We start from the raw sequence: 6,833 nt of genomic DNA, 5'->3' as shown, positions 1-6,833 counted from the left end.
AAACGGTTTAAATAGCGGGTTCCGCGAAAACCAATCCTGTATTCCCGGCGATTGCGTTCGCCCGAATGCCTACGGTTAAGGGCACGCGGTCCCCTGAATTTCGACATTCTCGAACAAGTGAGAACATCATGAAACGTACTTACCAACCGTCCGTGACGCGCCGCAAGCGCACCCATGGCTTCCGTGTCCGCATGAAGACTGCAGGCGGCCGCAAGGTCATCAACGCTCGCCGCGCGAAGGGCCGCAAGCGCCTCGCCATCTAAGGCAGGTTGCGCGCTGTGTCCGCCGTCCGCAGTGCCGCGGAAGGTGCCGTCGAGCCGGGTGCGAATCCGTCGCAGACGAAAGCCGCCTTCCCGAAAGCTGCGCGACTTCTGAAAACGGATGAATTTTCATCCGTTTTTCGTTTGCGCCCCTGGCGGCGCTCCGCGCACTTCGTGATCTACGGCAAGCCGACCGGCCAGCCCGCCCGTCTGGGGCTCGTCATCGGCAAGAAGTATGCGCCGCGTGCAGTGACCCGCAACCTCGTGAAGCGGCTGGCGCGCGACGCGTTTCGCCTGCGCCGGGCCGAATTCGCCGGCTACGACCTGCTGCTGCGGCAGCACACGCGCTTCGACAAGAAAGCGCTGCCGAGCGCGGCGTCCGCCCCGCTCGCGGCGATGTGCGCGGCCGAAATCCGCGAGTTGCTCGACAGGGCGGCCCGGGAGATCGCGCGCCGGGCGTCGAAGCCCGCGTCCGAGTGACGCATCCGTCCGTGGTGCGGCGTGCGCGTCCGCCCGGCCGGTTTTGACGCGGCGTCTCACGGCGCCGCCCAAGGTATGAAAACGGTATTGATCGCGTTGCTGCGCTTCTACAAGGTTGCCGTGAGCCCGATGCTCGGCGACCGCTGCCGTTTTTATCCTTCCTGTTCGGATTACGCGCGCGAGGCAATCCAGTATCATGGCGCCGCGCGCGGCACGTATCTCGCCGTCAGGCGCGTGTGCCGATGCCATCCGTTTTCCGCGGGCGGCATCGACCTCGTCCCGCCGCCCAACTCCGACATTCGCGCTCGCGGCGAAGCCGACGCGCGGTCCCATCGACTCTGAGACAACGCATGGATATCAAACGCACCGTCCTATGGGTGATCTTCTTCATGTCAGCTGTCATGCTGTACGACAACTGGCAGCGCGACCATGGACGCCCGTCGATGTTCTTCCCGAGCGCCACGCAGACGGCCCCCGCGGCCGCGAGCGGCGCATCGGGCACGGGCGCGACGACGACCGCAGGTGAAGCGCCCGCCGCAGCGGCAGCCGGCGCCGCGCCGGCGACGACGGCACCGGCCGCGCAGGCGCAGCTCGTGAAGTTCTCGACCGACGTGTACGACGGCGAAATCGACACGCGCGGCGGCACGCTCGCGAAGCTCACGCTGAAGAAGCAGGGCGACGGCAAGCAGCCGGACCTGTACATCACGCTGTTCGATCACACGGCCGGCCACACGTATCTGGCGCGCACGGGCCTGCTCGGCGGCGACTTCCCGAACCACAATGACGTGTACACGCAGCTGAATCCGGGCGCGACATCGCTGACGGGCGACCAGAACACCCTGAAGCTGTCGTTCGAGTCGCCGGTGAAGGGCGGCGTGAAGGTCGTGAAGACCTACACGTTCACGCGCGGCAGCTACGTGATCGGCGTCGACACCAAGATCGACAACGTCGGCACCGCGCCGGTCACGCCGACGGTCTACATGGAGCTGGTGCGCGACAACACGGCGGTCGAAACGCCGATGTTCTCGCATACGTTCCTCGGGCCGGCGGTCTACACGGACGCGAAGCACTTCCAGAAGATCAACTTCAGCGACCTCGACAAGAACAAGGCCGACTACGTGAACTCCGCCGACAACGGCTGGGTCGCGATGGTGCAGCACTACTTCGCCTCGGCATGGATTCCGCAGCAGGGCGTGAAGCGCGACATCTACGCGGAAAAGATCGATCCGTCGCTGTATCGCGTCGGCGTGAAGCAGCCGGTGGCCGCGATCGCGCCGGGCCAGTCGGCCGACGTGCAGGCGCGCCTGTTCGCCGGTCCGGAAGAAGAGCGCATGCTCGAAGGCATCGCGCCGGGCCTGGAGCTGGTGAAGGACTACGGCTGGGTGACGATCATCGCGAAGCCGCTGTTCTGGCTGCTCGAGAAGATCCACGGCGTGGTCGGCAACTGGGGCTGGGCGATCGTGCTGCTGACGATCCTGATCAAGGCCGTGTTCTTCCCGCTGTCGGCCGCGAGCTACAAGTCGATGGCGCGCATGAAGGAAATCACGCCGCGCATGCAGGCGCTGCGCGAACGCTTCAAGAGCGATCCGCAGAAGATGAACGCCGCGCTGATGGAGCTGTACAAGACCGAGAAGGTGAATCCGTTCGGCGGCTGCCTGCCGGTCGTGATCCAGATTCCGGTGTTCATCTCGCTGTACTGGGTGCTGCTCGCGTCGGTCGAAATGCGCGGCGCGCCGTGGATTCTGTGGATTCACGACCTGTCGCAGCGCGATCCGTTCTTCATCCTGCCGGTGCTGATGGCCGTGTCGATGTACGTGCAGACGAGCCTGAACCCGACGCCGCCGGACCCGGTCCAGGCGAAGATGATGAAGTTCATGCCGATCGCGTTCTCGGTGATGTTCTTCTTCTTCCCGGCCGGCCTGGTGCTGTACTACGTCGTGAACAACGTGCTGTCGATCGCGCAGCAGTACTACATCACGCGCAAGCTCGGCGGCGTAAAGAAGAAGCCGGCCTGAGGCCCGTTGCACGCGCGGGCGGTCCGGCCGCTCGCGATGCACGTAAAAAAACCGCATGGAGCGATCCATGCGGTTTTTTGTTTTGGGCGCGGCCGCTGCCGGTTCGGCTGCTGACGTTCAGGCCTTTTTCGCGTCGGCTTTCGCATCGCCGCCGTAGAACTGCTCGATCAGTTCCTGAACGAGGTAGCGCTGATGCGGCGCCAGCGCCTCGATCTTCGACGCGAGTTCGATCGTCTCTGCAGTCGGCGGATAGCGCTCGTCGCGCGGTAGCGGTTGTGGCGTCGCGTGCTCGTTCAGGCTCGGCGACGGGCCGTAGTGCAGCCAATGCAGTTCGACGCGCAACCAATTGGCCAGCGTTTCGAGTTTGTCCGGCGTGGGAATCGTGCGGCCCGTCAGCCACTTGTGCGCGGTTTGCGGCGAAACCGGCTGCTCGCCGCGGTGGCGCAGATTGAAGCGGTTCGCGAGTTCCGTCGCGCCAGTGACCTTCTCCGGGCTGCGCCGCAGGGCGAATTTCAGGCGTTCCGAGAACGCAGCTTTTTCTTCGGGTGTCGGCATGGGGTGATTGTGCAATTCCCCTGTTGCTTATCAGACAACCGCACGGGCTAAACATAGCCTGTTCAGACGAATCCCATCCTGTCGACGTATGCGCAATGGAATTGGGGACCCGAGCGTTCGCCCGTTCTGGTGGGCAGACGTGTCCGAAACAAGCAGGCTAGGTCAGGCTGTGTTGGTACTCGACTTATCCCTGGCGGGATAAATTCGGCCGAGTTCGAGGCCCACGCAACGGGCGGTGGCATGAGGGCCGGCACGCTACAATGCCGGCGTCCTGCTGCCCAAAGTGTTGTACGGGCGCAGCATTCACCGTCCGCTCACCAGATTCATCCGACTCCCATGCTCGCTACCGATTCCGATCCGATCGTCGCCATTGCCACTGCCGCCGGCCGGGGCGGCATCGGCGTCGTCCGCGTGTCGTTCGGGCGCGGCGGCGAGGCGGCCGCGCAGGCGTTGAGCGACGCGTTGTGCGGGCAGCGGCTCGCGCCGCGCCACGCGAGCTACGTGCCGTTCGTCGACGCGCATGGCGCGCCGCTCGACCGCGGGATCGCGCTGTATTTCCCCGCGCCGCATTCGTACACCGGCGAGCATGTGCTCGAGCTGCAAGGTCATGGCGGGCCGATCGTGATGCAGCTGCTGTTGCAGCGTTGCCTCGATGCCGGCCGCGGCTTCGGGCTGCGGCTCGCGGAGCCGGGCGAATTCACGCGTCGCGCGTTCCTGAACGACAAGCTGGACCTCGCGCAGGCCGAGGCCGTCGCCGATCTGATCGAAGCGAGTACCGAGGCGGCGGCGCGCTCGGCGGGCCGCTCGCTCGACGGCGCGTTCTCGCGGCAGATCCATGCGCTGGTCGAAGACGTGATCACGCTGCGGATGCTCGTCGAGGCGACGCTCGATTTCCCCGAAGAGGAAATCGACTTCCTCGAGGCGGCCGATGCGCGCGGCAAGCTCGCGAAGATCCGCGAGCAGCTCGCGCATGTGCTCGGCGACGCGCGGCAGGGCGCGCTGCTGCGCGAGGGCCTGTCGGTGGTGCTCGCAGGGCAGCCGAACGTCGGCAAGTCGTCGCTGCTGAACGCGCTCGCCGGCGCGGAGCTGGCGATCGTCACGCCGATCGCGGGCACGACGCGCGACAAGGTCGCGCAGACGATTCAGGTCGAAGGGATTCCGCTGCACATCATCGATACGGCCGGCTTGCGCGAGACCGAAGACGAAGTCGAGCGGATCGGCATCGCACGCACGTGGAGCGAGATCGAGCGCGCCGACGTCGTGCTGCATCTGCTCGATTCGCGTACGGGGATGACGCCGGAGGACGAGACGATCGCCGCGCGCTTTCCGGACGGCGTGCCGGTCGTGCGCGTGTTGAACAAGACCGACCTGACCGGCGTGCCGGCGTGCGTCGAGCATCCGGCGGCGGCAGGCGATCTGACGGAAGTGCATCTGTCGGCGAAGCGCGGCGACGGCATCGACATGCTGCGCGCGGAGCTGCTGCGGATCGCCGGATGGCAGGCGGGCGCCGAAGGCGTCTATCTGGCGCGCGAGCGGCATCTGATCGCGCTGCGCGCGGCGCAGGAACATCTGGCGCAGGCGGCCGATCACGCGGAGCAGCGCGCGCAGTCGCTGGATTTGTTCGCGGAGGAGTTGCGGCTCGCGCAGGAGCAGCTCAATGCGATTACGGGGGAATTTACGTCGGACGATCTGCTGGGGGTGATTTTCAGCAGGTTTTGTATCGGCAAGTGACCGGTTCCGAGGCCGGCTGCTGCGAGCCAATCGCCGGCCTCGGCCCGCCGCGCCGCTCAGGTCCGCCGCGAAGCGGCCGGACCTTCACGCAATCAATCCCAATGACGATGGTGATGGTAATACCCGTCACCGTAATACCCGCCACCATCAGGCACCACGATGCAGCCGCTCAACAGCACGGCTACACCGGCAATCAGCAAAAGGGTTTTCTTCATCGTGCTCACCTGCGCGGATTCGAGATGAATCGAGCATAGCGAGCGCGGTCGGCACCGGCTGTAAGCGATCGTTTCGCCGAACCGCAATCGGTAACGGCGGATTATTCCGGTCACATTGACCGTAACAACTGCGATTCCTCCGACGTTTTCACCCCATCACCACGCAGTTGCGCCCCGCATCCTTCGCGCGGTACAGCGCGCCGTCGGCGGCTTCGATCAACGCATCGGGTGTCGACAGTTCATCGGCCGACACGGTCGCGCAGCCGATGCTGACGCTCACGCGGCCCGTCGGCGACGAGGGCATCGGCAGGTCGAGCCGCAGCACGGCTTCGCGTGCTTCGTCGGCCACGATGCGCGCCCCGCGCGCGCCGGTGTTCGGCAGCACGATCGCGAACTCTTCGCCGCCGTAGCGCGCGACGATGTCGGCCGGCCGCCGTACCGCGCCCGCCAGCGCCTGCGCGACCGCGATCAGGCACGCATCGCCCTTCACGTGACCGAACGCGTCGTTGTATGCCTTGAAGTGATCGACGTCGACCATCAGCAGCGACAACGGCTCGCTCTGCCGCCGCGCCTGCAGAAACAGCGTATGAAAATGATCGTTGAAGTGACTGCGGTTGAACGCGCCCGTCAGCCCGTCGCGTGCCGATGAGCGCACGAGCGTCGTGTGGGCCTCGAACAGCTGCTGATACAGCTTCGTCACTTCCCAGGCGAGCACGCAGACCAGCACGCCGGGCGTGAACATGCTGAACACGCGCGCGAGATACCAGCCGACCGTGAAGCGATGAGTCGTCAGCAGATTCAGCGTCGTGTCGGTGACGCAGGCGAGCATGGCGATCGCGAGCCACAGGTCGAGCGTGGTGCGCAACCGGCCGGCCGCCAGCACCGTCACCAGCGCGAGCGCATTGGCGATCCACACCGCGAGCCCGATGGCGTTCACGGGCAGCAATGCGGCGGCGTCCGGCGGTTGCAGCGCGGGCGGCAACGCCACGTTCAACGCGAGTACGCCGAGCAGCGCCGCCGCGACGGCCGGCCCGCCGACGAGGACGAGCGTCCACAGGCGCGTCTGCGCCGCGCCGACGGGCACGCGCGTGAACCGCTCGCGCGCGACCAGCGCGGCCATCACGAAGCACGGGAAGCCGGTGTGCCAGAAGACCCACATCCACGCAGCGCTTTGCGGGCGCGCGCCGAGCAGGCCATGCGGCGCGAACACGCCGGGGAAGGTGAGCAGCTGCAGCGCGACGGCCAACGCGGTGAACGCGTAAGCGCCGCCGAGCGCACCGAGCACGGGTTGGCGCGTGACGGTGAATTGGGCGCCGAGGAAGAACGCCGCGATGCTCGCGGTGGTGAACACGGTGAGCGCGCACATCGGCATGAACGGCTCGACGGCCGGCAGCGCGACGTTCGCCTGCGGCACGGCGATCGCGAGCGCGAGCACGATGACGAGCGCCGTCAGTGCGCCGAACCACAGCTGACGGCCCGTCGTATGCTGGATCAGGATGCCTTCCATCGCGCCCCCTGCGCTCTCGTGCCGGAACGCCCGGCTCGATGCCGGGCGCGGCATGCATCCGGCCGCGGTG

General features: G+C 66.4%; 8 protein-coding genes. 5 read left to right on the top strand and 3 right to left on the bottom strand.

The window, feature by feature from the left end; all coding sequences use genetic code 11:
- The first annotated feature begins 128 nt into the window (after positions 1 to 128).
- From rpmH to yidC, 4 genes are all read left to right on the top strand, one after another.
- The gene (gene rpmH, locus MYA_RS14200) at positions 129 to 263 is read left to right on the top strand and encodes a 50S ribosomal protein L34 (protein ID WP_004198824.1); all 135 of its coding nucleotides are present in this window, start codon (positions 129 to 131) and stop codon (positions 261 to 263) included.
- A 15-nt stretch (positions 264 to 278) separates the two neighbouring features.
- Positions 279 to 740, top strand: coding sequence for a ribonuclease P protein component (rnpA, locus tag MYA_RS14195; RefSeq protein ID WP_011886458.1), 462 nt, complete (start codon positions 279 to 281; stop codon positions 738 to 740).
- Positions 741 to 815: 75 nt separating this feature from the next.
- Complete coding sequence (gene yidD, locus MYA_RS14190; protein WP_011886457.1) at positions 816 to 1,082, top strand: membrane protein insertion efficiency factor YidD; 267 nt, start codon at positions 816 to 818, stop codon at positions 1,080 to 1,082.
- An 8-nt stretch (positions 1,083 to 1,090) separates the two neighbouring features.
- Positions 1,091 to 2,755: a membrane protein insertase YidC gene (gene yidC, locus MYA_RS14185; RefSeq protein WP_011886456.1), complete on the top strand. Its 1,665-nt coding sequence runs from the start codon at positions 1,091 to 1,093 to the stop codon at positions 2,753 to 2,755.
- Positions 2,756 to 2,872: 117 nt separating this feature from the next.
- Here yidC and MYA_RS14180 read toward each other — a convergent pair whose 3' ends face one another.
- On the bottom strand, positions 2,873 to 3,310 hold the full coding sequence (locus MYA_RS14180) for a transcriptional regulator (RefSeq protein ID WP_011886455.1): 438 nt from the start codon (positions 3,308 to 3,310) through the stop codon (positions 2,873 to 2,875).
- Positions 3,311 to 3,646: 336 nt separating this feature from the next.
- On the opposite strand from MYA_RS14180, the gene mnmE reads away from it, so the two are divergent.
- Positions 3,647 to 5,041 (top strand): tRNA uridine-5-carboxymethylaminomethyl(34) synthesis GTPase MnmE, encoded by a 1,395-nt coding sequence (mnmE, locus tag MYA_RS14175; protein ID WP_014723892.1) that lies wholly within the window; start codon positions 3,647 to 3,649, stop codon positions 5,039 to 5,041.
- Between the two features lie 92 nt (positions 5,042 to 5,133).
- Here mnmE and MYA_RS32420 read toward each other — a convergent pair whose 3' ends face one another.
- The gene (locus tag MYA_RS32420; protein ID WP_256976788.1) at positions 5,134 to 5,256 is read right to left on the bottom strand and encodes a hypothetical protein; all 123 of its coding nucleotides are present in this window, start codon (positions 5,254 to 5,256) and stop codon (positions 5,134 to 5,136) included.
- Between the two features lie 148 nt (positions 5,257 to 5,404).
- Positions 5,405 to 6,763 carry a sensor domain-containing diguanylate cyclase gene (locus MYA_RS14170; protein ID WP_011886452.1) on the bottom strand — a complete coding sequence of 453 codons (1,359 nt, stop codon included), beginning with the start codon at positions 6,761 to 6,763 and terminating at the stop codon, positions 5,405 to 5,407.
- Between the last annotated feature and the right edge of the window lie 70 nt (positions 6,764 to 6,833).

It is taken from the genome of Burkholderia sp. KJ006 (assembly GCF_000262695.1).
Lineage (GTDB): Bacteria > Pseudomonadota > Gammaproteobacteria > Burkholderiales > Burkholderiaceae > Burkholderia > Burkholderia vietnamiensis.
This window is presented reverse-complemented; position numbering and strand designations above follow the sequence as displayed.